Source organism: Sulfitobacter sp. W027, assembly GCF_025143985.1.
In the GTDB taxonomy this organism is placed as follows: domain Bacteria; phylum Pseudomonadota; class Alphaproteobacteria; order Rhodobacterales; family Rhodobacteraceae; genus Sulfitobacter.
In genome coordinates, this window is the sequence record NZ_CP083566.1 from 87,439 (window position 1) to 110,313 (window position 22,875).

Genomic DNA, 22,875 nt, shown 5'->3' on the forward strand with positions numbered 1-22,875 from the left:
ATAGTTCCTTCATACCACCCCGTACCCCGCCCAGAGAGAGTCGGGGGCGACCAACCCAAGAGGGAGATATCTATGAAATTCACGCAACTCGCCGGAAGCCTCGTGGCTGCGACCGTGATCGGCACCGCCGCTCAGGCCGACAAACTGGACGACATCATTTCTTCGGGCACGCTGCGCTGCGCCGTGGTGCTGGACTTCCCACCCATGGGCTCGCGCGATGACAGCAACACGCCGGTCGGCTTTGACGTGGACTACTGCAACGATCTGGCCGCCGCTTTGGGTGTCGAAGCCGAGATCGTTGAGACGCCCTTCCCTGACCGTATCCCCGCCCTCGTTTCGGGCCGCGCGGATGTGGGCGTTGCCTCCACCTCCGACACGCTGGAGCGGGCTAAGACCGTTGGCTTCTCGGTCCCGTACTTCGCCTTCACCAACGTTGTGCTGACGCGCGAAGGCGCGGGCGTGGACAGCTTTGAAAGCCTCAAGGGCAAAACCGTCGGCTCCGTCGCGGGCACGTTTGAGGCCATCGCGCTCGAAGAGCAGGTCGACGCATGGGACGAGGGCAGCTTCCGCTCCTATCAGAGCCAAGCCGATGTGTTCCTGTCGCTGTCCCAAGGCCAGATTGATGCGACGGTCGTGACCTCCACCGTGGCCTCCTCCATCGTTAACGGCGGCAAATTCGAAGGTCTGACCATCGCGGGCGATGCGCCCTTTGACGTGGACTATGTCGGTCTGATCGGCCTGCGTCAGGAATACGGCCTGCTGAACTATCTCGATCTGTTTGTGAACCAGCAGGTCCGTTCGGGCCGCTATCAGGAACTCTTTGACAAATGGGTCGGCGGCGACGCGCCCGACCTGACCATCGCCAAAGCCTATCGCTGATGGATGCGGGGGCCGCAGTCTGCGGCCCCCACTGCCGATAACCGCTGATCGGAGCAAGAGATGGGCAACTACACCTTTCAATGGCGACAGGCCTTTCGCGCTTTTCCAGAGATGCTGGAAGGCGCGTTGGTTACGCTACAGATATCAATCCTGTCGATGTTGATCGGCGTGACCATTGCCGTGCTGCTGGCCGTAGGCCGCGATGCCAAGTCGCGCTGGCTGCGGGCGCCTGCGACCGCATGGGTCGAAGTGGCACGTAACACGCCCGCGCTTTTCCAGATTTACATGGCGCATTTCGGGCTTGGGTCTTTCGGGATTTACCTCAGCCCCTATGCCGCACTTCTGGCCGGGATCGCGTTCAACAACGCGGGCTACCTCTGCGAGACGTTCCGCGGCGCGATGCGCGCCATTCCGGACACGCAGCTACGCGCCGGGCGGTCACTGGGCATGGGGCAGGCCAAAGCGTTTCGCCTGATTATCCTGCCGCAGATGTTCCGCATCTCCTTCCTGCCGACCACGAACCAGATGATCTGGGCGATCCTGATGACCTCACTGGGGGTCACGGTGGGGCTGAATTCGGACCTCGCCGGGGTGACGCAAGACCTCAACGCGCGCAGCTTCCGAACCTTTGAATTCTTCGCATTGGCGGCGGTGATCTACTACGTGATCGCCAAAGCCGTGATGCTCGGCGCACGGCTTCTGGCCGCCCGCCTGTTTCGCTACTGAAGGAAGAGAATAGATGTTTGATACGGCTCTGACCTTCAACGACCTGTTGTTCATGCTCAAAGGCGCGGGGGTGACGCTTTCGGTCACCGCCTTCGCGGTGGTGGGCGGCACGCTGCTGGGGCTCTTTTTCGGTGTGCTGCGCAGCCAGATCAGCCCTTGGGCTGCGCTGCCGCTGACCTTTGTGCTGGATATCTTCCGCTCGGTCCCGCTGCTGATCCAGTTGATCCTTGCCAACGCCTTTCAGGCCATCGCGGGCTGGGGGATTTCACCCTTTGTGACCTCTTGCATCGTGCTGGCGCTTTATACCTCGGCCTATTGCACTGAGATCGTGCGCGGCGCGATTGAGGCGGTGCCTTCGGTCACCCGCCGTGCGGCGCGCTCGCTCGGAATGACTTGGGGCCAAGACCTCACGCAGATCGTCTTTCCCATGGCGCTGCGGGTTGGTCTGCCCAGTTGGATCGGCCTCACGCTTGGCGTGATGAAAGACAGCGCGCTGGTGATGTGGCTCGGCATCATCGAATTGCTGCGCGCCTCGCAAATTCTGGTGACACGCCTGCAAGAGCCGATGTTCATCCTGCTCGTGACCGGCGCGATCTATTTCGCGCTCAGTTTCCCCATTGCCCGGCTTGGCAGCCGCTTGGAAAAAAGGTGGCAAGAAAATGATTGAGATTGAAAACGTCCACAAATCCTTTGGTGCGCTTCAGGTGCTCAAGGGCATCGACCTGACCGTGCAAAAGGGCGAGGTCGTCTCGGTGATCGGCGGCTCAGGTTCGGGCAAATCGACGCTTTTGACCTGCATCAACGGGTTGGAGCCGATCGACAAGGGCCGCATCGTGGTCGACGGCACCGAAGTCCACGCCCGCGATACTGACTTGAACAAGCTGCGCCGTAAAATCGGCATCGTGTTCCAGCAGTTCAACGCCTTCCCGCATCTGACGGTGCTGGAAAACGTGACACTTGCCCCCCGCAAGGTAAAGGGCATGGGCCGCAAGGAAGCCGAAGAAATCGCGGTGCAACAGCTTTCGCACGTCGGTCTCGCCGACAAGCTGGGCGTCTACCCCAGCCGCCTGTCGGGCGGGCAGCAACAGCGGATGGCGATTGCACGTGCATTGGCCATGTCGCCCGATTACATTCTCTTTGACGAGGTGACCTCGGCGCTCGACCCGCAATTGGTGGGCGAGGTGCTCGATACGCTCAAATTGCTTGCAGATGAGGGGATGACGATGATCTGTGTCACCCATGAGATGAGTTTCGCACGCGATGTGTCGGACCGGGTGGCGTTCTTTCACAAGGGCGTCATGGCCGAGATCGGCGCGCCGGATCAGATCTTTGGCGATCCGCAGCAAGAAGAAACCCGCCAATTCCTGTCGAGCGTCCGGTAATGAACCAAACCCCGGTGACGGTCGTCGGCGCGGGCGTGGTGGGCCTGTCCATCGCGCTGGCGCTTCAAGCGCGCGGGCTGCCCGTGCGGGTGATCGACCGTGAAGGCCCGGCAGCGGGTGCGTCGGCGGGCAATGCGGGTGCCTTTGCATTCACCGAGATACTGCCGCTGGCTTCGCCCCGGATGATCCGGCAAGCGCCGAAATGGCTGTTGGATCCCTTAGGGCCGCTGTCCGTGCCGCCGCGCTATGCCGGGCGGATCGCCCCGTGGATGTGGCGCTTTTGGAAGGCGAGCTGGCCCGCGCAGGTGCGGGCTTCGACCGTGGCGCAGACGGCGTTGATGAAGCTCTCGCAAGCCGCCCTTGAACCGCATCTGGCGATGAGCGGTCTGGCGCATATGCTGCGGCACGACGGGCAGATGCAGGTCTATGAGAGCGAGGCCGAGTTCCGCGCATCGCTCCCCGGCTGGCAGGCCCGCGAAGAGGCGGGGATCGCCTTCATCCATCTCAAGGGCGATGAGATCGCGGCCTATCAGCCCGGTCTTGCGCCCAGCTTCACCCATGCGACCTTCACCCCGGAATGGCAGTCCATCTCTGACCCGCGCGACTATGTGCTGGCGATGGCCGACCGCTTCCGCGCAGGGGGCGGTGAGATCACCATCACCCGCGCCGAGCGTTTGGTCGCGGGCGGGGTCGAGACCGCTGCTGGCATGATGCCGGGCAACGTGGTGCTGGCCGCCGGTGCGCATTCGCATCATCTGGCGCGGACCGCTGGCGTGAAAATCCCGCTGGAAACCGAACGCGGTTATAACACGACACTGCCTGCAGGCGCATTTGATCTAAAACGACAGATCACCTTCGGCGGCCATGGCTTTGTCATCAGCAAAGTCGGCAACGGCCTGCGCGTCGGCGGGGCGGTGGAACTCGGCGGGCTCGACCTGCCGCCGAACTTTGCCCGCGCCGATGCGATGCTGAAAAAGGCCAAACGTTTTCTGCCGGGGCTCGATACCTCGGGCGGCACGCAGTGGATGGGTTTTCGCCCCTCGCTGCCCGACAGCCTGCCCGCCATCGGGGCGCTGCCGAACCGGCCAGATGTTTTGTGCGCCTTCGGCCACGGGCATCTGGGTCTCACCCAATCGGCGGGCACCGCCGCCATCATCGCGGACCTGATGACCGGCCAAGACCCCGGCATCGACCTTGCCCCCTTCTCTCCCGCGCGTTTTTAGAGGCTGACATGACGCAACACACATTTCCTTGTATCGACGGCCACACCTGCGGCAATCCGGTACGGCTCGTCACCGGCGGCGCGCCGCTGCTCAAGGGCGCGAACATGCTGGAAAAGCGCGCGCATTTTCTGGCGGAGTACGACTGGATTCGCACCGGTCTGATGTTCGAACCGCGCGGGCATGACCAGATGTCGGGCGCGATCCTTTATCCGCCGACGCGGGATGATTGCGACATCGCGGTGCTGTTCATTGAGACCTCAGGCTGCCTGCCCATGTGCGGTCACGGGACCATCGGCACTGTCACCATCGCGCTTGAAAACGGGCTGGTCACGCCCGCCACTCCCGGACAGTTGCGCCTTGAGACCCCCGCCGGGCGGGTCGATGTGACCTACCGCCAAGAGGGGCGTTTCGTCGAAGAAGTACGGCTGACCAATGTGCCAGCCTTCCTGCACGCCGAAGGGCTGATGGCCGAGGTCGAGGGCTTGGGCGAAGTGGTGGTTGATGTGGCCTATGGCGGCAATTTCTACGCCATCGTCGAGCCGCAGAATAATTTTCGCGACATGGCGGATTTCTCGGTTTCCGAGCTGGTCGGCCTCAGCCCAAAACTCCGCGAAGCACTCAATGCGAAATACGAATTCATCCACCCCGAACACCCGGCGATCAACGGGCTGAGCCACATCCTCTGGACCGGTGCTGGCCAAGCGCCCGAGGCCCACGCCCGCAACGCGGTTTTCTACGGTGACAAGGCGATCGACCGCTCGCCCTGCGGCACAGGCACCTCGGCGCGGATGGCGCAGCTCGCGGCCAAGGGGAAGCTGAGTGTGGGCGACGACTTCGTGCATGAATCCATCATCGGGTCGATGTTCAAAGGCCGTGTCGAGGCGGCGGCGGAGGTGGCGGGCAAGCCTGCGATCATCCCTTCCATCGCCGGTTGGGCGCGGGTCACCGGCTTTAACACCATCTTCATCGACGAGCGCGACCCCTTCGCGCACGGTTTCGTTGTTACCTGATTTGGAAGGGCTGCCCATGGCGCAGATTATCGTTCCCGCCGAGGCCCAAGGCGCGGTGCTCGTCTCGACCGAGGGGTTGAGTTTCTGGGGCGGCGTCGATCCGGCCACAGGCAAGGTCATCGACGCGCATCATCCGCTGTGCGGGCAGTCGCTGGCAGGCAAGATCGTGTTGATGCCCACGAGCCGCGGTTCCTGCACCGGCAGTGGCGTCCTGCTGGAGCTGGCAATGAACGGTCATGCCCCCGCCGCATTGGTCTTTCGCGAGGCCGAAGATATCCTGACCTTGGGTGCCTTGATCGCGGGGAAGATGTTCGCCAAGCCGCTGGCGGTGCTGCGGCTTGGCGCAAAGGACTACGACCTGCTTGCCAAGGCGCGCAACGCGCGGATCACGCCAGAAATGCTCAGCACCGATGCGTGGGACTTGCCCCTGTCCGACAGGCCCGCCCGCGATCTGCATCTTACCGCTGAGGATCAGGCAATGCTTGATGGGGCCGACGGTCCGGCAGTTCAATTGGCGATGGAGATCACCTGCACCATGGCGCGCGGGCAGGGGGCCGAGAGGCTGGTCGACGTGACGCGCGTGCATATCGACGGCTGCATCTACGCGAGCCCCGCCAACCTGCTTTTCGCGCAAACCATGGCCGATATGGGCTCGCAGGTACGTGTGCCGACAACGATGAATGCGATCTCGGTCGATCACGGCAATTGGCGCGCCCAAGGCGTGCCGCCGGACTTTGGCCTGCCCGCCAGCCGTCTGGCCGACGCCTATGTTACCATGGGCGCGCGGCCCAGTTTTACCTGCGCGCCCTACCAACTGCCCGCCCCGCCCGAGCGTGGCGAGTTCATCGCGTGGTCGGAATCTAACGCGGTGATCTATGCCAATAGCGTGCTCGGCGCGCGGACGGTGAAACATCCTGATTTCCTCGACCTTTGCATCGCGCTGACCGGGCGCGCCCCGCTGTCGGGGGTCTACCTTGATGCCCACCGCGCACCGCGTCGGGTGATCGATGTGCAACTGCCCGCGCAGTATGACGAGGCGATTTGGCCGATGCTGGGCTGGCTGGCGGGGCAGGCGGCCCCGGACCGGATCCCACTGCTGCGCGGGTTGGAGAGTGCCGCCCCGAACGAAGATGACCGCAAGGCGCTCTGCGCGGCCTTCGGCACCACCTCTGCCGCGCCGATGCTGCATGTGGCCGGCATCACGCCCGAGGCCGATCTGCCGCCTGTTGCGGAGGCGGAGACGGTGCGCGTAACATCGAACGATCTGCGCCGCGTCTGGCGGCAGTTCAACGCCGGGCCTGCAAAGGTCGATCTCATCGCCTTTGGCAGCCCGCATTTCTCCCACGCGGAATGCCGTGCGCTCGACGCCGCCCTTGCAGGGCGCAAGCGTCATCCCGATACAGCGGTTATCGTAACGCTCGGCCATGACACGCTCTCGGCAGCGCGGGGCGACGGCACGGTGGCGCGGCTCGAAGCGGCGGGCGTGCAGGTCGTGCCCGACATCTGCTGGTGTTCGATCTCTGAGCCGGTCTTTCCGCCCGCGGCCCAAGTGCTGATGACCAACTCTGGCAAATACGCCCATTACGCCCCCGGTCTCTCGGGCCGCGCGGTGCGTTTTGGCAGCATCGCCGATTGTGTAGAAGCCGCCCTGACCGGGCAGGCGCGAGAGGCCTTACCGACTTGGCTGGCCGAAGAGGAGACAAGTAATGCGTAGCAGCAAAACCGTTCATGTGATCTCGGCCCATGCCGAGGGCGAGGTTGGCGACGTGATCGTGGGCGGTGTCACCCCGCCTCCGGGCGACACACTCTGGGAGCAAAGCCGCTGGATCGCGCGGGATGAGACCCTGCGCAACTTCGTGTTGAACGAGCCGCGTGGCGGGGTGTTTCGCCATGTGAACCTGCTGGTGCCGCCGAAAGACCCCCGCGCCGATGCGGCCTTCATCATTATGGAGCCGGAAGACACGCCCCCGATGTCGGGCTCCAACTCGATTTGCGTTTCCACCGTCCTGCTTGACGGAGGTATCCTGCCGATGACTGAGCCGGTGACCGAACTGACCCTCGAAGCGCCGGGAGGGCTGGTGAAGGTCCGCGCCGAATGTCGCAATGGCAAGGCGGAGCGCATCTTTGTGCAGAACCTGCCAAGCTTCGCGGCCCGCCTTGATGTTCCGCTGGAGGTCGAAGGGCTGGGCACGCTCACCGTGGATACCGCCTATGGCGGAGACAGTTTCGTCGTCGTTGATGCCGCTGCGATGGGGTTCTCGCTCGAGGCGCATGAGGCCCATGATATTGCCCGTCTCGGGGTGCGGATCACCAATGCCGCCAATGCCGCGATGCGCTTTGAGCTTCCCGATAACCCCGATTGGCAGCATTTCTCTTTCTGCCTTTTCGCCGGACCAGTGACCCGTGACGAGACCGGCCTGCGCGCCGGGGCGGCGGTGGCGATCCAACCAGGTAAGGTGGATCGGTCCCCCACCGGCACAGCGCTTTGCGCGCGGATGGCGCTGCTGCACGCGCGGGGGGAGATGGGTTTGGAGGACAGCCTGACCACCGTCTCGCTGATCGGCTCAACCTTTACTGGGCGGATCTTGGGCGAGACCCGCGTCGGCGATCATCCGGCCATCCTTCCCGAACTCTCAGGGAGGGGATGGATTACCGGCATTCACCAGCACATGCTTGACCCCGACGATCCGTGGCCCGGCGGTTACCGCCTGTCAGACACTTGGGGCGCGCGCGGCTAAGCGCCCATCCCTTTCGCCAAGTTAAACCCCGAACCCCCGCCCAAACCCGGGCCGGGGTGGGTCGAGGCACCGATATGGTGCAGCCCCTTAATCGGAGTGGCGTAGTTCTTCTGTTCCGCAAATGGCCGCCAGAGGAAGAACTGATCCAAGGTGCAGGCCCCGCCATAGGGGTCACCGCCCACCAGATTGACGTTCATCGCGGCCAGATCGGCAGGCGAATAGGCGCGCCGGGCAAGTTTTATTTCATCGAAGTTGCGGATGCTTTTGCGCAAAATACTTTCGATCCGGTCGGCGAAGGCCTCCCGCATCGACTCGGTCCACTCAGAGGTGGTTTCGATCTCTCCCGCGGCATCGCCCTTGATTGCGCGCGGCGCGTCGGGGATTTGCAGCCAGAGCACCGCTTTCCCTTCAGGACAGCGGCTGGGATCAAGGCGATGCGGTTGCCCGACGCAGATTGTAGGCACCGCCGGAAGCAGCCCGCGCTCAGCCTCATTGCAGGCGCGCGAGACGGCGTCGATCCCGTCGGTCAGATGGATCAAAGCGACATCCTCTAGCCCATTGGCAACCCAATCGGGGTCACCATCCAGCGCATAGTGCAGTTGAAAATTACCCCGCCCGTGGCGGAATTTGCGGCGATTTTCGGGGCGCGGTTGATCTTTTAACAAGCCGTCGTAAAGCTGCCCCGGCGCGACGGATGCGATGACATTCTTGGCGTTGATCCTCTCGCCTAAGGACGTCTCAATCCCGCGCGCCTCTCCGTTCTCGACAAGGATACGGCTGGCTTCGACGCCGGTGCGGATTCCGCCGCCGTTTGCTACAATCAATTTCTCGAACGCTACCGCCATCTGTCCCGCGCCGCCCTTGACCACAGGCGCGCCTGCGGCTTCCAGCGCGAAGGCGATGACCCGGCTCATCTGCCCGCCATAACTGGCCTCGGGTGTCAGTCCGACATGCAAAACCCAGGGCGCCCAAAGCGCCTGAACGTCGTCACTTTCATAGCGCGTCTCAAGCCACGCACGGCCCGGCTCCAACGCCTCACCGAACCATGCTTTAAGCGGGCCAAGCCCTTTTTTCCATGCCTGTTTTGTCAACAGCCATGCAGACTGGCGCGACCAGAGCGGCTGCCCCAAAAGCGCAAAAAGAAAATCCGCGTCCGCCTCAATCGCGCCCACATCCGCCGCGTGTTGATCCCCGTCCCCCGCCGCGCGCGCGTTGAAGGCCGCGACATTCGCCGCGCGGTCCATCTCCAGCCGCAGGGCTTGATCATTGGGGCGCAGGGCGGCGGTAGGATGCGGGCTATGGCAGAATTCCAGCCCATGTTTGGCGAGATCTTCGCCCAATGCCCCATAGGCGGGACCCGTCAGAAATAGAACGAAGGTCGCGGCCATGACGTCATGATGAAAGCCGGGCAGGGTGACCTCTTCGGTCATCATACAGCCACCGATCCGGTCTTCGCGCTCAACCACCAGCACGCTGTCGCCCTTGCGGCAGAGCAAGGCCGCCGCGACCAGCGCGTTGATGCCGGACCCAATGATGATGTGATCGACATCGGCCATGCCCAATCCTTCCGCAAATGTTTCATGACGTTCAAGATATTTGAAACAAAGCTAGACAAAAAAATATGCGTTTGCAATTATCTTGCTCAGGGAGACTAGGGTAATGACATCAAATGTTGACGCTGTCATCATTGGCGCGGGGCACAATAGCCTTGCTTGTGCCTGCCATCTGGCGGCGCGGGGCTGGCGTGTGGCAGTTTATGAGCAAGCGGCTGAACCGGGGGGTGCGGTAAAGTCGGGCGCCTACACGCAACCGGGGTTCCGCCATGACTGGGCGGCGATGAACCTGTCGCTTTTTGCAGGGTCTGCGTTCCATACGGAACACGGCGAAGAGCTTGCACGCCATGGGCTGGGCTTTGCGCCCACGGCGAACCCTTTTGCGAGCCTGTTTCCGAACGGGCGTTGGCTGGGAATTTCAAATGACCGCGCGTTGAACCGGGCGCGTATTGCCGGGTTTAGCACGGTGGACGCCGAGGCGTGGGACCGGCTGAGCGATGATTTTCCTGCTGAGGCTGAGACGATTTTTGCCCTGCTTGGCAGCCCGATGCGGGCAGGGTCAATGGCCAAACTCGGCTGGTCGACATTCCGAAAACGCGGGGCGGGCGGCAGCCTTGATCTCGCGCAATTTTTGCTGATGTCGCCGCGGGCTTGGTTAGATCAGACCTTTGAGGATGACCGGGTAAAAGCCACTTTCGCTGCGTGGGGCATGCATCTTGATTTCGCCCCTGACATCGCGGGCGGCGCGCTTTTCCCCTATCTCGAAGCGATGGCGGCGCAAGCCTTCGGCATGGTGTTGGGCCAAGGCGGCGCGGATAAAGTGACCCGCGCGATGGTGCGGATGATCGAAGCGCGCGGTGGCAGCGTCACCTGCAACGCAGAGGTAACGGGCATCGAAGAGGCCGGTGGCCGGGCGACCGGGGTCACACTTGCCGATGGGTGCTTTATCGGGGCCGACAAGGCGGTGATCGCTAATGTCGCGCCGTCGGCTCTGCTGCGCCTGACCGGAGGCAGCGGCGACGCGCGGCATGATAAGGCGATGAAGTCCTTCCAACACGCGCCCGGCACGATGATGATCCATCTGGCGATGGACGACCTACCGAACTGGCCTGCCGCCGAGTTGAACCGCTTCGCTTATGTGCATCTTGCCCCATCGATGGACCAGATGGCGCGCACCTATGCGCAGGCAAAAGCCGGGATGCTGCCGGACGAGCCGGTGATCGTCTGCGGCCAGCCTACGGTGGTTGACCCCAGCCGTGCGCCAGAGGGGAAGCATGTGCTCTGGCTTCAGGTGCGAATGGTGCCGGGGCAGATCAAAGGGGACGCTAAGGGCGTAATCGCGGCGCGGGATTGGGAGAGCGCCGCCACGCCGATGGCTGAGCGCGCGCTTGATCTGCTGGAGCGCTACGCCCCGGGCACCCGTACCCGTATCCTCGACCGCCATGTGGTGACACCCACGATGCTGGAGGCCGATAACCCCAACCTTATCGGCGGCGATCAGGTTTGCGGCAGCCATCACCTGCACCAACATTTCATGAACCGCCCCGCGCGCGGCTTTGCCGATGGCAGCACGCCGATCAGAGGACTTTACCACACCGGCGCCGCTGTTTGGCCCGGAGGTGGCACGGGGGCAGGGCCCGGCACCTTGCTCGCCCGAAAACTCGCCGGAAAATAACAATAAAAACCAAAATAACCATTTCTCAGGGAGAGAAAGACAATGAAACTATCCAGACGTAGCCTACTCAAGACCAGCGCCGCGGCAGCAACCTTTGCCACCGTCGGCCTGCCCAGCTTTGCCCAAGAAATCGAAGAATTGGTCATCGCCTACAACGTCAACCTGCCCAGCTGGGATCCGACCGTTGGCCCTTCGGCGGTGAACCCGACGATCCAAGGGTTCTACCAGTCGGTTTTCGATCTCTATATCCCGCAGAACCCAGACCTGTCCTTCGGCCAAGGCTTGATCACCGATTACGGTTGGAACGACGATCAAACGAAAATTTGGTTGGAGATCCGCGACGGGGTGACATGGCACAACGGTGATCCCTTCACCGCTGAAGATGTCGCATGGTCGCTTGAACGCGCCGCCAATGCCGAGACGGGCAACCCGATCCAATTCATCTGGGGCAAGGTCGAGAACATCACCGCCGAGGGCAACCGTGTCACGGCGGATGTGAAGGAATATGAGCCGACGTTCTTTAAGTGGATGTCATTTCTTACCGGCTATGTGCTGCCCAAGAAATACTACGAGGAAGTCGGCGCAGACGGGTTTGAGGCCGCACCCATTGGCACCGGCCCCTATATGGTCGAGAAGTTTGAGCGCAACGCTTTTGTGCGGCTGAAAGCGAACGAGAATTACTGGGGCGGCGCACCTGAGTTCAAATCCGTGACAATCAAATTTGTGACCGACGCGGCCTCCCGCGTGGCGGAAATTGAATCAGGCAATGCTCATGTCACGCTCGAAGTGCCCTATGAAGAGTTCGACCGCCTGAAAGCGAAGGACGGCATAGAAGGCGTGGCCGAACCGATCTCTGACATCGGCATGATCTTCCTTAACGATATCGAAGCGATGACCGACCCCAATGTGCGCATGGCTGCCGCTTTGGCGATCGACAAGAAGCTGATTATCGACCGGCTCTTGTCGGGCTATGGGGTGCCAATCGACACGCTGCAAACCCCCGATTACGCCGCCTATGATGAGACCATCACTGTCGGCCACGACATTGAAAAGGCCAAGGCGCTGTTGGCGGAATCGGGCTTTAGCACCGAGAACCCGGTGAAGTTCACCATCCAGACCACCAAGGGCTTCAAACCCAAGGACTACGAGATGGTGCAAGCCATTGTCGGGCTCTGGCGCAAGGTCGGGATCGAAGCCGAGATCGAGGTCTATGAGATCGCCAAACACTATGAGTTGCGCGCCGCCGATACGCTGGCGCCTGCGGCCTTTTACAACTGGGGTAACTCGGTGGGTGATCCAACAACCTCGACCGGTTTTGCCATGTTCGGCCCCTCGCCGCATTCGGTTTGGGATGGGGAAGAGACCTTCAACATGATCCTGCCGCTTTGGGGCGAGAAGGACGAGGCCAAACGCATCGAGGGCTGGAAGGCCGTTGACCGCCACATCGCCGAGAACGCGGAGGTGATCCCGCTGCTGCAATATGTCCAGCCGATCCTGCACGTTTCTGCCGTCAATGTGGTGCCACACCGTTCAGGCGCGTTGCTGCCGCATCTGATGACGCGCGCTTAACGCCAGCTGGCTTTGACGGGGCGGCGCTTGTCGCCCCGTCACCCCAACCTTTCAGAGGCAAAATGACCCTATTGCGCAATATATTGATGCGGCTGCTGAGCATCGCCATCACGCTCTTTGGTGTGGCCGTGATCATCTTTGTGGTGATCCGTGTCGTGCCGGGCAACCCCATCGCCATGATGCTCCCGCCCGGGGCGACAGAGGCGGATATTGCACGGCTTCAGGCGCAATATGGGTTTGATAGATCGATCTTTGAGCAGTTCACGATCTGGCTGGGCGGGGTGGTTCAGGGTGATTTCGGCACATCGATCTCGCTGCGCCAGCCGGTCAGTGCTTTGGTGCTGAACCGTCTGCCTGCTACGCTGGAGCTTAGCATTATCGCCTTGGTGATTGCGGTGGTGATCGGCGGCACCATGGCGCTGACCGGCACGCGCTGGCGCAATACCCGCAAGGAGGGTGCCATTGATGTCTCAACAGGCATGGCCCTGTCGATCCCGGATTTCCTTTGGGGGCTGGTGTTGATCCTGCTCTTTGGCGTGCTCTGGCCGGTGTTTCATATTTCGGGGCGCATATCCCCCGCGCTCGACATTGATTTCACCACCAACTTTTACCTTTTCGAAGCCCTGCTGCGGCTGCGTTTTGACGTGTTGGGCGATCTGATCGGCCATATGTTCATGCCCGCGCTGGCGCTGGCAATCCCGCTGTCGGCAATCATCGCGCAGCTGCTCAAGCAAAGCCTGAAAGAAACCATGCATCTTGATTACGTTACCCTATCGCGCACTCATGGCTATGGCGAACACCATGTCATTACCCGCGACGCGTTGCCCAACGCGATCCTGCCGACGCTGACCTTGGTGGGGGTGCAGTTTACCTTTCTGATCGGCGGCACAGTCATCATCGAGCGGCTGTTCAGCTACGAAGGATTGGGCAATATGGCCATCGACGCGGTGATCAACCGCGACCTGCCGTTGATCCAAGGGATCGTGATCCTGTTCGCGCTGATTTTCACCCTCGTGAACCTAGCTGTCGACATGCTCTATGTCGTGCTGAACCCGAGGTTGCGCCATGCGTGATGCGAGAGGTGATGTAAAACGCCCCATCGGGCTGCGGCTTTGGCTGTCGGGCGGGTGGCTGATCCTGCTGGTGATGGCCGCTTTGCTGGCACCGTGGATCGCCCCGCAGGATCCGCTGGCGCAGGATCTCTTCACGTCACGCCTGCCGCCATTTTGGGAGGCAGGGGCCGAGCCGGGCTATTGGCTGGGGTCGGACTCCCTGGGCCGCGATGTGCTGAGCCGTATCATCCACGGCGCGCGTTTGGCGCTGATTGTGGCGCTGGTGGCAGGCACGCTGACCTGTGTGATCGGCACGGCTCTGGGGCTCATCGCGGGCTATTATCGCGGCTGGCCGGATCGGATCATCAGCCGCTTTGTCGACATCTGGATGGCCTTCCCGCCGGTGCTCTTCGCCATTCTGCTGATCGCGGTCTTGGGCACGGGCCGCACCTCAATCATTATCGCCATCGTGGTGATCGACTGGACCCGCTTTGCCCGCGTGATCCGGGCCGAAGCGATGACCCAAGGCGCGATGGATTATGTCGCCTCTGCCCAAGTGGCGGGGCGCAAGCGGATGGGAACGATGCTGACCGAGATACTGCCGAATGTGCTGCCCACAATCATTGCGCTGCTGACGCTTGAGATGGGCATTGCCGTGATCGTTGAAGCGATCCTGAGCTTCGTGAACCTGTCGATCTCGACCGATAGCCCCACTTGGGGGGGCATGATCTCTGAAGGGCGCACCTCGGTCCATCAGGCGTGGTGGGTGCTGGTGTTTCCGCTGGTCACGTTGTTTCTGACGGTGCTCAGCTTCTCTCAACTGGGCGAAGGGTTGAAAGACCGCTTTGATCCGGTGCTGCGATGAGTGCTTTTTTGGAAATCCGCAACCTCTGCGTCACGCTCAAAAGCGGCGCGCCGATCTTGCGCAATGTCTCGCTCAGCGTTGCGGCAGGGCAGGTTCATGGGCTGGTGGGCGAAAGCGGCGCGGGCAAGTCGATGATCGGCAAGGCCGTGCTGGGCACTTTGCCCCGCGCGCTGGCGGTGACGCGAGGCGAGATCTGGCTTGATGGGGTCGATCTGCAAACCCTGCGCCCGGCTGAACGTCGCCGCCGTATCGGCGCATTGGCGGCGCTGATCCCCCAAGACCCGCTGACTGCACTCAACCCCGCCCGGCGCATCGGGCCGCAGATCACCCGGCGGCTGGTGGATATCCTCGGCTGGTCCCGCGCCGATGCTGAGGCGCGTGCGCTGGAGCTGTTGGCAGAGGTCCAGATCCCCGACCCCGCCCGCGTGATGCGCAGCTACCCGCATGAGCTGTCGGGCGGCATGCGCCAGCGCATCCTGATCGCTGCGGCCTTTGCCGCCGAGCCGAAGCTCATCATCGCAGATGAGCCTACGACGGCCTTGGATGTGACGGTGCAAAAGCAGATCCTGCGATTGATAGCCGACATGCAGACGCGCCATGGGACGGCGCTTTTGTTCGTGACCCACGACCTTGGCGTCGTGTCCAAGGTCTGTGACACGCTTAGCGTGCTTTATGCAGGCAAGGTCGTGGAAGAGGCGCAGATGCGGCGGTTTTTCATGCATCCGATACATCCCTATTCGGCTGCACTCTTGGCGGCGACGCCCAGTTACAAAGACCCCGAAGGGTCGCTGACCCCGGTGCCGCAATCGGTGATTGATCAGGTGGAACGCGAAGTGACGGACCATGACCGGAGGGCGGGCCTTTGATGTATCAAGTGAGAGACCTGCGGCTGTCTTTCCCAGACATGACCCGCAAACCGCTGTTCGGCGCAGCCCCGCGGATCGAAATCCTACGCGGGCTCAGTTTCGACGTGCCGAAAGGTGCTGTGCTTGGCATCGTCGGTGGTTCGGGTTCGGGCAAATCCACATTGGGCCGCGCCATGCTGCGGCTGTTGGAGCCGACGGGCGGCAGCATCACCTTCAACGGGCGCGACATTACCCATTTGGAGGAGGACGCTTTGCGCCCGATGCGCGCGCAGATGCAGATGATTTTCCAAGACCCGATGTCCTCGCTCAACCCTCGTCGGCAAGTCGGGGGCATCATCGCCGGTCCGCTGCGGGTGCAGGGGCATGACGGCATCCCCGCCAAGGTGACAAAGGCGCTGGACATGGTGGGGCTGCCGCGCAGTTTCGCCAATCGCTATCCCCATGAACTCTCAGGCGGGCAGCGGCAGCGTGTCGGCATCGCGCGCGCCATTGCGCTCAGGCCCGAATTTATCCTCGCGGATGAGATCGTCTCAGGGCTTGATGTGTCCTCTCAAGCGCAGGTGCTGAACCTCTTGCAGGACTTAGTGCGCGAATTGGGGCTGACCTTGGCCTTTATCAGCCATGATATGTCGGTGATCCGGCGGCTTTGTGATCAGATCATCGTGCTCTATCAAGGAGAGATCGTGGAGCAGGCGCAAACCGCAGACCTCTTTGCCGCGCCACAGGCGGAATATACCCGCAGGCTGCTGGATGCGATTCCGCTGCCGGACCCGGATCAAGTCTGGGTCTGACAGGCAACGTCTCTGACGCAGGACCTGCCGCCGGGGTTTTGCCTCAGCGCGAAGCCGCCGTCTTAGACTGGTGCGATACAACGTCCTGTATAGGCTCTTCGTTTTCGTTGATTGCTCTGCGATCATGACACGCGCTTTCAAACAGCACCACTAGGCGCCGCTCTCTGCCGTATCGACCCGTGATCCCGTTGCCGAACGCGCTAGGAAGGTCGTGTTGATGACCGATGATTTGCGCCTCCAGTAGATCCGCCCTCGGGTTGCGTTTTCCGGGGCCGCGGCCTGTGGGCGCAGGCCAATTGTGCCGCGGGTGTCAACTCTTTCGGACGAAATGCCATCATCACCACCCCCTCACACAACCTAAAATGATATACGTCTATCAAAAATGATTGACGTATATCAAAATATGCAGATAGATAGGTCCAAGCGGCGCTGCTTGGGAGGGTTGGCGCGATGGGGGAGGGATCATGACAAGTCCGACACTGAGCGATGTCGCACGTGCTGCCGGGGTGAGCTATGCCACCGCGGACCGGGTGATCAACAACCGCGGCAATGTGGCCGAAAAGTCCATCGCCAAGGTGCGCGAAGCTGTGTCGGCGCTTGGATATGTGCGCAATGTCGCCGCGGCCAATCTGTCGCGCGGGCGCATTTACCGGCTCGCCTTCCTGATCCCGCGTGGTTCCAACGCCTTTTTCGACCGCATACGCCAGCACATTCAGCACGCCGCCAACCATCAGGCCACCGAACGGGTGACTGCCGAAGTGATCGAGATCGCGGCCTTCGCGGTCGAAGGGCTGCAGGACAGTATCTCGGACCTGCTTGAGCATGATTTTGATGGCATTGCTATCGTCGGTTTGCAGAGCGCCACGCTGGAAGCGCCATTGGCGGCACTACGGGCCAAAGGGGTAGCAGTTGTGGGGCTCGTCTCCGACCTGCCGCAGGCTGCCCGCGCCGCTTATATCGGGATCGACAATATCTCCGCAGGGCGCACCGCCGCGCGGATGGTGGGGCTGGCGCATGCCGGGCAGGGCGGTGAGGTCCTGACCTTCGCAGGCTCGCTTGACGCCCGCGACCATGCAGAGCGCCTAACCGGGTTTCGCGAAGTGTTGCGGGCCGATTTTCCGCAGATCGAGGTGCTCGATCCTATCATGACCAAGGATGATGCACAGGTACTCCGCGCGCAGACGCGAGAGGCGCTTCGTCAGGCAGGTCTTACCGCGCTTTACAACGTCGGGGCGGGGAACAGCGGCTTGATCGCGGCTTTGCGAGAGGCTCAAGCCAAACGGCCCTTCTGTGTGGTGCATGAGCTGGTCGCCCACTCGCGCCAAGCGCTGCTCGACCAGAACATCGATCTGGTGATCGACCAGCGCCCCGATGTGGAGATCAATCGCGCCTTTACCGTGCTGCGCGCCCTGATCGACCAAAAGGAGTTGCCGCCGATGCCGGAACTCGTGCCGACGATTTATGTGCGGGACAATCTGCCCGCCGACGCTTTGACCGATCAGATGAAGGCCCAAGATTCATGAGTGATTTCTTTAAAGATATTAAGCCCCTGTCCTATGATCCAGAAGGGTCTGACCTGACCTTTCGGCACTACAATCCTGACGAAATGGTCATGGGCAAACGGATGGAAGACCACCTGCGTTTTGCCGTGGCCTATTGGCATTCCTTTGCGTGGCCCGGCGGCGATCCATTCGGCGGCCAGACATTCGACCGCCCGTGGTTTGGCGAGACGATGGACATGGCACGCCTCAAGGCCGATGTGGCGTTTGAGATGTTCGACCTTTTGAACGCGCCTTTCTTCTGCTGGCACGATGCCGACATCCGCCCCGAAGGCGATACATTCGCTGAGAGCCTGCGTAATTTCGAAGAGATCATCGACTACCTCGGCACCAAGATGGAAAGCTCCAAGACCAAGCTGCTTTGGGGCACCGCGAACCTCTTTGGTCACCGCCGCTTTATGTCGGGTGCGGCCACCAACCCCGACCCGGAGGTCTTTGCCTGGTCCGCGGCGACGGTCAAAGCCTGTATGGACGCGACCCACAAGCTGGACGGGCAGAACTATGTGCTTTGGGGCGGGCGCGAGGGCTATGAGACCCTGCTCAACACCGACCTGAAACGCGAGCGCCAGCAGGCGGGGCGTTTCTTGCAGATGGCGGTGGAGTACAAACACAAGATCGGCTTCAAGGGCGCTATTCTGGTGGAGCCGAAGCCGCAGGAGCCGACCAAACACCAGTATGATTTCGATGTCGCCACGGTTTACGGTTTCCTCAAGGAGTTCGGGCTTGAGGGCGAGGTTCAGATGAACATCGAACAGGGCCACGCGATCCTTGCAGGCCATTCGTTCGAGCATGAGCTGGCGCTGGCGTCCTCATTGGGCATTTTCGGCTCCATCGACATGAACCGCAACGACTACCAATCGGGCTGGGACACGGATCAATTCCCCAACAACGTCCCCGAGGTCGCGTTGGCCTATTACGAGGTGCTCAAAGCGGGCGGTTTCACCACCGGCGGCACCAATTTCGACGCCAAGCTGCGGCGGCAATCGCTTGACCCGGTCGATCTGGTCGCGGCCCATGCAGGCGCGATGGACGTCTGCGCGCGGGGCTTCAAAGCCGCCGCCGCGATGTTGGAGGATGGCACGCTCGAGGCCATGCGTGATGAACGCTACGCGGGGTGGGAGAGCCCCAACGCCAAGGCCATGCTGGAGGGGGATCTGGCCAGCATCGCGGCGCAAGTCGCCAAAGACGGCATCAATCCGCAGCCCCGTTCGGGCCGGCAGGAAATTCTGGAGAATATCGTGAACCGGTTCGTTTGAGCCGGGGAAAGGGAGGACCACCATGAAAACGATCAAGGGACCAGCGCTGTTTCTGGCGCAGTTTGCAGGCGACGAAGCGCCGTTCAACTCTTGGAATAGCATCACTAAATGGGCTGCCGATTGTGGGTACAAAGGCGTACAGGTGCCCAGTTGGGACGCGCGGCTGATCGACTTGGCCAAAGCGGCATCGAGCAAGGATTACTGCGATGAGTTCAAGGGCAAGGCAGTCGAGAACGGCGTAGAGGTCACCGAACTTTCGACCCACCTTCAGGGCCAGTTGGTCGCGGTGCACCCGGCCTATGACACCGCATTCGATGGCTTCGCGGCAGAGGAAGTGCGCGGCAATCCGAAGGCGCGTCAGGAATGGGCGGTCGAGCAGGTCAAAATGGCCCTTTCGGCGTCGAAAAACATGGGGATCGGCGCACATGCGACCTTTTCGGGCGCTTTGGCTTGGCCCTATGTCTACCCATGGCCACAGCGCCCTGCGGGGTTGATCGAGACGGCCTTTGACGAGTTGGCCGCGCGCTGGTTGCCGATCCTGAACCACGCCGAGGATTGCGGTGTCGATGTCTGCTATGAGATCCACCCCGGCGAAGACCTGCATGATGGCATCACCTATGAGATGTTCTTGGAACGCACGGGCAATCACGTACGGGCCAACATGCTCTATGATCCCAGCCACTATGTGCTGCAATGTCTTGATTACGTTGATAACATCGACATCTATAAAGACCGGATCAAGATGTTCCACGTCAAGGATGCCGAGTTCAATCCGACGGGTCGGCAGGGGGTCTATTCAGGCTACCAAAGCTGGACGGACCGCGCCGGGCGGTTCCGGTCGCTGGGCGACGGGCAGGTTGATTTCGGCGCGGTCTTTTCCAAATTGGCGGCGAATGATTTCGATGGCTGGGCCGTGGTGGAATGGGAATGCTGCCTCAAGCATCCCGAAGACGGCGCGCGCGAGGGGGCGCAATTCGTCTCCGATCACATCATCCGCGTAACCGACAAAGCCTTTGACGACTTCGCCGATGGCGGCACCGATGAGGCGGCAAACCGCAAGATGCTGGGGATCGACTGATGGCGCGTATTCGACTTGGCATGGTGGGCGGCGGCAATGACGCCTTTATCGGCGGGGTGCACCGCATCGCTTCGCGCATCGACGACCGGTTCGATCTGGTCGCAGGCGCGCTGTCTTCGACCCCCGAGAAATCCGCCGCGAGTGCAGAGGCTTTGGGCATCCCGCGCTCCTACGGCAGTTTCGAAGAGATGGCCGAGGCCGAAGCCGCCCGCGAAGACGGGATCGAGGCGGTCTCGATCGTCACGCCCAACCACGTTCATGCCGCTGCCGCAAAGGCCTTCTTGGCCAAGGGCATCCATGTGATCTGCGACAAGCCCCTGACCTCCACGCTGGAGGATGCGGAGGCGTTGGCGGCCAGCGTCGCGGAGGCCGACGCACTCTTCATTCTCACCCATAATTACACCGGCTATCCGATGATCCGCCAAGCACGGGCCATGGTGGCGGCAGGTGATCTGGGCGAGATCCGCATCGTTCAGGCGGAATACCCGCAGGACTGGCTGACTGCCCCGGCGGAGAAAGAAGGCGTCAAACAGGCCGAATGGCGCACCGATCCCGCACGCTCGGGCGCGGGCGGCTCGGTGGGCGATATCGGCACCCATGCCCATAACCTCGCCTGTTTTGTCAGCGGTCTGGAGGTCGAAAGCCTTGCCGCCGATCTGCAATGCTGGGGCGCGGGCCGCAAGCTGGATGACAACGCCCATATGATGCTGCGGTTCGCCGGTGGCGCGCGCGGCATGCTGTGGTCAAGCCAAGTGGCCCCGGGCAATGAGAACGCGCTGAAGCTGCGTATCTATGGCGACAAGGGTGGCTTGGAATGGTCGCAAGAGGATCCCAACTACTTGTGGTTCACCCCCTTGGAAGAGCCAAAGCGCCTGATCACCCGCAACGGGGCAGGGGCGTCTGAGGCGTCGCAATCCGTGAGCCGCATTCCCGGCGGCCACCCCGAAGGCTACCTCGAAGGGTTCGCCACAATCTATAACGAAGCCGCCGATGCGATCCGCGCGGTGCAGGGCGGTGCCAGCCGCGAGAGCTCCATGGGCGTGCTCCCGGGCATCACTGCGGGCATGGCGGGGATGCGTTTCATCAACGCCTGTGTCACCTCCTCGGCCAATGATGCGGCGTGGACCAAGCTATGAGTGCCACCCCCGTTCTTGCCCTGCGCGACGTGAGCAAAAGCTTCGGCTCGATCGAAGTGCTGCACGGCGTGACCCTCGCGCTGGAGCCGGGGACCGTTCATGCGCTGATCGGTGAGAACGGGGCGGGCAAGTCCACCACGATGAAGATCATGGCGGGCTATCAACTGCCCTCCAAAGGCGCTGTCGAACTTGAAGGTGCGACCGCCCGTTTCAACAGTCTGTACGAGGGCGAGATGGCCGGGATTGTGATGATCCATCAAGAGTTCAATCTGGCCGAACAGTTGACAGTTGAGCAGAACATCTTTCTGGGCCGCGAGTTGAAACGCGGGCCGCTGCTCGACAAAGCTGAGATGCGGCGACGCACGCGGGACTATCTTGATCGGGTGGCCTGCAACGTCTCCCCCGACGCGCTGGTGTCGAGCCTGTCGAACTCCGACAAACAGATGGTCGAAATCGCCAAAGCCCTGTCGCGCGATGCGCGGGTGCTGATCATGGATGAGCCGACGGCGGTGTTGACCAAACGCGAAACCGATGTGCTGTTCAAACAGGTCGCGGCCCTGCGCGCGGCAGGGACCGCGGTCTTGTTCACCTCGCATAAGCTGGACGAAGTGGCCGAGATCTCGGACCATGTCACCATCATGCGCGACGGCGAAGTGGTGCAATCCAGCTCGACCTCTGAGATCACCGAAGACGAAATGGCCACCGCCATGGTGGGCCGCAATGTGTCCGACCTCTATCCCGCCAAGCCCGGCGTGGCACCGGACGCTGCCGAGGTGCTGTCGGTCGAAAACCTCAGCGTGCCGGGCTTTGCCAGCAACGTATCCTTCTCTCTGCAACAGGGCGAGATTTTGGGTGTCGGCGGGCTCATCGGCTCAGGCAGGACTGAGGTGATGGAAGGGCTGGCGGGCCTGCGTCCGGCGACTTCTGAACGTATCACGCTCTTCGGCCTGCCGGTACATTTCAAACAACCCAGTGACGCGCAGCAGGCCGGGCTGTGCTATCTTACCGAAGACCGCAAGCTGCGCGGGCTGCTGCTGGAACGCGGAATGCGTGAAAACCTGACTCTGCAAAACCTGCATAAATTTGGCGGCTTCATAATTGATCGAAGCGCAGAAGAAGCCGCTCTTACAGACGCGATCCGCGATTTCGATATCCGCGCGGGCAGCCGCGATGTGCGTGTCGGCAATATGTCGGGCGGCAACCAGCAAAAGCTCCTGCTGGCAAAGATCATGCTCTCTGAACCGCGCATCCTAATCGTCGATGAGCCGACGCGAGGCATCGACATCGGCACCAAACAACAGATCTATGCCTTTCTGCGCAAATTGGCTGCCGCAGGCCATGCGATCATCGTGATCACCTCTGAAATGCCCGAACTCATTGGCCTTGCCGACCGCGTGATGGTCATGCGCTTAGGCGAGGTCAGCGGCACGTTGGGCCCGGATGAGATCACGGAAGACGCGATTGTCCGCCTCTCCATGGGGCTGCACGCCGAACAAATGCCGATGACGGCCTAAGGA

The 22,875-nt window shown here is 61.8% G+C and carries 20 protein-coding genes; 19 read left to right on the forward strand and 1 reads right to left on the reverse strand.

Annotated features, from left to right (window positions below):
• The first annotated feature begins 72 nt into the window (after window positions 1–72).
• The 8 genes from K3759_RS17920 to K3759_RS17955 are packed head-to-tail and all read left to right on the forward strand — an operon-like array spanning window position 73 to window position 7,958.
• The gene (locus tag K3759_RS17920; RefSeq protein WP_243263735.1) at window positions 73–879 is read left to right on the forward strand and encodes a transporter substrate-binding domain-containing protein; all 807 of its coding nucleotides are present in this window, start codon (window positions 73–75) and stop codon (window positions 877–879) included.
• Between the two features lie 60 nt (window positions 880–939).
• The gene (locus K3759_RS17925) at window positions 940–1,605 is read left to right on the forward strand and encodes an amino acid ABC transporter permease (protein WP_259986194.1); all 666 of its coding nucleotides are present in this window, start codon (window positions 940–942) and stop codon (window positions 1,603–1,605) included.
• Between the two features lie 13 nt (window positions 1,606–1,618).
• Window positions 1,619–2,272 (forward strand): amino acid ABC transporter permease, encoded by a 654-nt coding sequence (locus K3759_RS17930; protein ID WP_243263737.1) that lies wholly within the window; start codon window positions 1,619–1,621, stop codon window positions 2,270–2,272.
• Complete coding sequence (locus tag K3759_RS17935) at window positions 2,265–2,987, forward strand: amino acid ABC transporter ATP-binding protein (RefSeq protein WP_259986195.1); 723 nt, start codon at window positions 2,265–2,267, stop codon at window positions 2,985–2,987. The genes K3759_RS17930 and K3759_RS17935 overlap by 8 nt, the downstream gene beginning before the upstream one ends.
• Entirely contained in the window at window positions 2,987–4,210 is a 1,224-nt protein-coding gene (locus tag K3759_RS17940; protein ID WP_259986196.1) for an FAD-binding oxidoreductase, read from the forward strand. Before K3759_RS17935 ends, K3759_RS17940 begins: the two co-directional genes overlap by 1 nt.
• An 8-nt stretch (window positions 4,211–4,218) precedes the next feature.
• On the forward strand, window positions 4,219–5,220 hold the full coding sequence (locus K3759_RS17945) for a 4-hydroxyproline epimerase (protein ID WP_259986197.1): 1,002 nt from the start codon (window positions 4,219–4,221) through the stop codon (window positions 5,218–5,220).
• A 16-nt stretch (window positions 5,221–5,236) separates the two neighbouring features.
• Window positions 5,237–6,934 carry an aconitase family protein gene (locus K3759_RS17950; RefSeq protein WP_259986198.1) on the forward strand — a complete coding sequence of 566 codons (1,698 nt, stop codon included), beginning with the start codon at window positions 5,237–5,239 and terminating at the stop codon, window positions 6,932–6,934.
• On the forward strand, window positions 6,927–7,958 hold the full coding sequence (locus K3759_RS17955; RefSeq protein ID WP_259986199.1) for a trans-3-hydroxy-L-proline dehydratase: 1,032 nt from the start codon (window positions 6,927–6,929) through the stop codon (window positions 7,956–7,958). Before K3759_RS17950 ends, K3759_RS17955 begins: the two co-directional genes overlap by 8 nt.
• Here K3759_RS17955 and K3759_RS17960 read toward each other — a convergent pair.
• The gene (locus tag K3759_RS17960; RefSeq protein WP_259986201.1) at window positions 7,955–9,514 is read right to left on the reverse strand and encodes an NAD(P)/FAD-dependent oxidoreductase; all 1,560 of its coding nucleotides are present in this window, start codon (window positions 9,512–9,514) and stop codon (window positions 7,955–7,957) included. The genes K3759_RS17955 and K3759_RS17960 overlap by 4 nt on opposite strands.
• A 103-nt stretch (window positions 9,515–9,617) precedes the next feature.
• On the opposite strand from K3759_RS17960, the gene K3759_RS17965 reads away from it, so the two are divergent.
• From K3759_RS17965 to K3759_RS18015, 11 genes are all read left to right on the forward strand, one after another.
• Window positions 9,618–11,186, forward strand: coding sequence for an NAD(P)/FAD-dependent oxidoreductase (locus tag K3759_RS17965; protein ID WP_259986203.1), 1,569 nt, complete (start codon window positions 9,618–9,620; stop codon window positions 11,184–11,186).
• A gap of 42 nt (window positions 11,187–11,228) precedes the next feature.
• On the forward strand, window positions 11,229–12,755 hold the full coding sequence (locus tag K3759_RS17970; protein WP_259986205.1) for an ABC transporter substrate-binding protein: 1,527 nt from the start codon (window positions 11,229–11,231) through the stop codon (window positions 12,753–12,755).
• Between the two features lie 62 nt (window positions 12,756–12,817).
• Window positions 12,818–13,828 carry an ABC transporter permease gene (locus tag K3759_RS17975; RefSeq protein WP_259986207.1) on the forward strand — a complete coding sequence of 337 codons (1,011 nt, stop codon included), beginning with the start codon at window positions 12,818–12,820 and terminating at the stop codon, window positions 13,826–13,828.
• Window positions 13,821–14,672: an ABC transporter permease gene (locus K3759_RS17980; protein ID WP_259986209.1), complete on the forward strand. Its 852-nt coding sequence runs from the start codon at window positions 13,821–13,823 to the stop codon at window positions 14,670–14,672. The genes K3759_RS17975 and K3759_RS17980 overlap by 8 nt, the downstream gene beginning before the upstream one ends.
• On the forward strand, window positions 14,669–15,538 hold the full coding sequence (locus K3759_RS17985; RefSeq protein WP_243263748.1) for an ABC transporter ATP-binding protein: 870 nt from the start codon (window positions 14,669–14,671) through the stop codon (window positions 15,536–15,538). The genes K3759_RS17980 and K3759_RS17985 overlap by 4 nt, the downstream gene beginning before the upstream one ends.
• The gene (locus tag K3759_RS17990; protein ID WP_259986212.1) at window positions 15,538–16,329 is read left to right on the forward strand and encodes an ATP-binding cassette domain-containing protein; all 792 of its coding nucleotides are present in this window, start codon (window positions 15,538–15,540) and stop codon (window positions 16,327–16,329) included. The genes K3759_RS17985 and K3759_RS17990 overlap by 1 nt, the downstream gene beginning before the upstream one ends.
• 464 nt (window positions 16,330–16,793) lie before the next feature.
• Window positions 16,794–17,852, forward strand: coding sequence for a LacI family DNA-binding transcriptional regulator (locus K3759_RS17995; protein ID WP_259986213.1), 1,059 nt, complete (start codon window positions 16,794–16,796; stop codon window positions 17,850–17,852).
• A complete protein-coding gene (xylA, locus tag K3759_RS18000) occupies window positions 17,849–19,144 on the forward strand; it encodes a xylose isomerase (protein ID WP_259986215.1) in 1,296 nt (431 codons plus the stop codon). The genes K3759_RS17995 and xylA overlap by 4 nt, the downstream gene beginning before the upstream one ends.
• Window positions 19,145–19,166: 22 nt before the next feature.
• A complete protein-coding gene (locus K3759_RS18005; RefSeq protein WP_259986216.1) occupies window positions 19,167–20,222 on the forward strand; it encodes a sugar phosphate isomerase/epimerase in 1,056 nt (351 codons plus the stop codon).
• The gene (locus K3759_RS18010) at window positions 20,222–21,358 is read left to right on the forward strand and encodes a Gfo/Idh/MocA family protein (protein WP_259985945.1); all 1,137 of its coding nucleotides are present in this window, start codon (window positions 20,222–20,224) and stop codon (window positions 21,356–21,358) included. The genes K3759_RS18005 and K3759_RS18010 overlap by 1 nt, the downstream gene beginning before the upstream one ends.
• A complete protein-coding gene (locus K3759_RS18015) occupies window positions 21,355–22,872 on the forward strand; it encodes a sugar ABC transporter ATP-binding protein (RefSeq protein ID WP_259985947.1) in 1,518 nt (505 codons plus the stop codon). The genes K3759_RS18010 and K3759_RS18015 overlap by 4 nt, the downstream gene beginning before the upstream one ends.
• The last annotated feature ends 3 nt before the right edge of the window (window positions 22,873–22,875 follow it).

What these genes read in the sequence shown, in the direction of transcription:
- K3759_RS17920 (WP_243263735.1), top strand. Translation starts at nt 73, where the DNA reads ATGAAATTCACGCAACTCGCCGGAAGCCTCGTGGCTGCGACCGTGATC.
- K3759_RS17925 (WP_259986194.1), top strand. Translation starts at nt 940, where the DNA reads ATGGGCAACTACACCTTTCAATGGCGACAGGCCTTTCGCGCTTTTCCA.
- K3759_RS17930 (WP_243263737.1), top strand. Translation starts at nt 1,619, where the DNA reads ATGTTTGATACGGCTCTGACCTTCAACGACCTGTTGTTCATGCTCAAA.
- K3759_RS17935 (WP_259986195.1), top strand. Translation starts at nt 2,265, where the DNA reads ATGATTGAGATTGAAAACGTCCACAAATCCTTTGGTGCGCTTCAGGTG.
- K3759_RS17940 (WP_259986196.1), top strand. Translation starts at nt 2,987, where the DNA reads ATGAACCAAACCCCGGTGACGGTCGTCGGCGCGGGCGTGGTGGGCCTG.
- K3759_RS17945 (WP_259986197.1), top strand. Translation starts at nt 4,219, where the DNA reads ATGACGCAACACACATTTCCTTGTATCGACGGCCACACCTGCGGCAAT.
- K3759_RS17950 (WP_259986198.1), top strand. Translation starts at nt 5,237, where the DNA reads ATGGCGCAGATTATCGTTCCCGCCGAGGCCCAAGGCGCGGTGCTCGTC.
- K3759_RS17955 (WP_259986199.1), top strand. Translation starts at nt 6,927, where the DNA reads ATGCGTAGCAGCAAAACCGTTCATGTGATCTCGGCCCATGCCGAGGGC.
- K3759_RS17960 (WP_259986201.1), bottom strand. Translation starts at nt 9,514, where the DNA reads ATGGCCGATGTCGATCACATCATCATTGGGTCCGGCATCAACGCGCTG.
- K3759_RS17965 (WP_259986203.1), top strand. Translation starts at nt 9,618, where the DNA reads ATGACATCAAATGTTGACGCTGTCATCATTGGCGCGGGGCACAATAGC.
- K3759_RS17970 (WP_259986205.1), top strand. Translation starts at nt 11,229, where the DNA reads ATGAAACTATCCAGACGTAGCCTACTCAAGACCAGCGCCGCGGCAGCA.
- K3759_RS17975 (WP_259986207.1), top strand. Translation starts at nt 12,818, where the DNA reads ATGACCCTATTGCGCAATATATTGATGCGGCTGCTGAGCATCGCCATC.
- K3759_RS17980 (WP_259986209.1), top strand. Translation starts at nt 13,821, where the DNA reads ATGCGTGATGCGAGAGGTGATGTAAAACGCCCCATCGGGCTGCGGCTT.
- K3759_RS17985 (WP_243263748.1), top strand. Translation starts at nt 14,669, where the DNA reads ATGAGTGCTTTTTTGGAAATCCGCAACCTCTGCGTCACGCTCAAAAGC.
- K3759_RS17990 (WP_259986212.1), top strand. Translation starts at nt 15,538, where the DNA reads ATGTATCAAGTGAGAGACCTGCGGCTGTCTTTCCCAGACATGACCCGC.
- K3759_RS17995 (WP_259986213.1), top strand. Translation starts at nt 16,794, where the DNA reads ATGACAAGTCCGACACTGAGCGATGTCGCACGTGCTGCCGGGGTGAGC.
- xylA (WP_259986215.1), top strand. Translation starts at nt 17,849, where the DNA reads ATGAGTGATTTCTTTAAAGATATTAAGCCCCTGTCCTATGATCCAGAA.
- K3759_RS18005 (WP_259986216.1), top strand. Translation starts at nt 19,167, where the DNA reads ATGAAAACGATCAAGGGACCAGCGCTGTTTCTGGCGCAGTTTGCAGGC.
- K3759_RS18010 (WP_259985945.1), top strand. Translation starts at nt 20,222, where the DNA reads ATGGCGCGTATTCGACTTGGCATGGTGGGCGGCGGCAATGACGCCTTT.
- K3759_RS18015 (WP_259985947.1), top strand. Translation starts at nt 21,355, where the DNA reads ATGAGTGCCACCCCCGTTCTTGCCCTGCGCGACGTGAGCAAAAGCTTC.